This is a genomic window from Flavivirga rizhaonensis (assembly GCF_004791695.1).
GTDB lineage: Bacteria > Bacteroidota > Bacteroidia > Flavobacteriales > Flavobacteriaceae > Flavivirga > Flavivirga rizhaonensis.
Genome location: NZ_SRSO01000075.1, coordinates 1 through 1,021, shown reverse-complemented (window position 1 = coordinate 1,021; position 1,021 = coordinate 1). Strand labels below are relative to the sequence as shown.

The 1,021-nt window shown below is 37.3% G+C and carries 1 pseudogene; it reads right to left on the bottom strand.

Annotated elements, in window-relative coordinates:
- Nucleotides 1–1,021: pseudogene (locus EM932_RS21005) on the bottom strand (T9SS type A sorting domain-containing protein); the annotation flags it as partial.

Here is a 1,021-nt window from a genome sequence, read left to right as displayed (position 1 = left end):
CACTTGGAACTTTAAAAAAACCTTTAGTTTTTTTTGAAGTTTTCTTTTTTGTGTTAGAAGACTTAAAAAACTCACTGTCAGCATGTGTTTCCTTTATAAATATTCTATGGTCGTTTTTCGCTTTCACTGTACCGGTTGCAGTACCTTCAACCATAAAACCTTGCCCAATAGGAATGTATCTTCGAGGTTCTTTTCCAGAAGGGCCACCACCTGCAGCGCCATTAATGGTACCATCCAGGTTATAAGTACTAAAAGTAGCTGGAGTATAGGTCTCAATGGTACCCGTAGCATTAATAGTATAAGTGGCATACCCCCCTTCATAGTCCCTAAGGTTATGAGAGTTCACACTAGGGTCTTGCTCCCAAAAATATAAAGTACCAGTAATAACAGCAGCATTTTCAACATCATGTATATAAGCTAAAGCATCCATGGCAGATGGATATGGGTTACCAACTAATGTAAACTGATTGTTTGAAACACTAACACCTATAGTACCATTGTTGGGTTTTCCCCTAAAATCATACTGTTGTGCATCACCAGATCCAGAAGTTCCCTTCATAGTAAAACCTTCTCCCGGATTTAAGTTTGTGCTACCCTCCACATGTATCCATTCAGAATACTCATCAGAAGCAATAAATTTCCAGATCCAATAAGACTCAATTGCCAAAGGGCTGGATGTACCATTATACCCAGGTAAACGACCAACAGTAGCAGGCGTTGAAGTTATAAGACCAGTAACATCATTAAGAAAGGTAACCCCAAAAGGATTGTTTGCATTATTACTGGTTTTGCTACCAATTGGAGAACACCAATAATTATATTCATGAGCCCCTACGTTACCGTCTTGATAAACACTTAATTCACCAACACCAGAATTTCCTGTAACACCAGAACCTTGAATAACTTGAGCTTCGTTACGTAAATAAATAGAACTATCTGCTTCGTTTAGGTTAATATCATCTTCAACAAAGACAATTTCATCATTTATAAAAACATAAGCATCATTTCTTACTGATAATTG